Source organism: Pseudomonas sp. EA_65y_Pfl1_P113 (genome assembly GCF_963970525.1).
Classification (GTDB): Bacteria; Pseudomonadota; Gammaproteobacteria; order Pseudomonadales; family Pseudomonadaceae; genus Aquipseudomonas; species Aquipseudomonas tritici.
Map to the genome: position 1 here is coordinate 1 of NZ_CAXAQM010000623.1, position 444 is coordinate 444.

General features: G+C 65.8%; 1 protein-coding gene. It reads left to right on the plus strand.

The genetic code is table 11. The annotated features are described in order from the left end of the window. On the plus strand, positions 1 to 444 hold a 444-nt coding region (locus AACY52_RS31420), incomplete at both ends, for a PAS domain-containing protein (RefSeq protein WP_339561562.1).

Here is a 444-nt window from a genome sequence, read left to right on the forward strand (position 1 = left end):
TTACCGAGGAGCGGCGACAGCATCAGGAGTTGCTGGCGGCCGAAACGCGCACGCGGATGGTGCTGCAGGCGATGGACGGGGTGGGGGTGTGGACCTACGATCTGGCGAACGACCGTTTCGAGAGCGATAGCGAGTTTGCCGCGCTATACGGTTTCAGCCCGGAGCATGTGGCGCGGGGCGTTACGCTGGCGGACGTGATGGCGCGCATCCACCCGCAGGACCTGCCCAAGATGCAGGCTACAATCGCGCATGTCCGTGCGACTGGCGGCGACGGTGCCAATGAATATCGTCTGCAACTGCCCGACGGCAGTGTGCGCTGGATAATGGCGCGCAACCACGTGCTGCGCGACCCGGACGGCAAGCCGGGCAAGGTCGTCGGTGTCGGCGTCGACGTCAGCCGCCAGCGCGAATTGGAGGAGCGGCTGCGGCAATCCCAGAAGATGG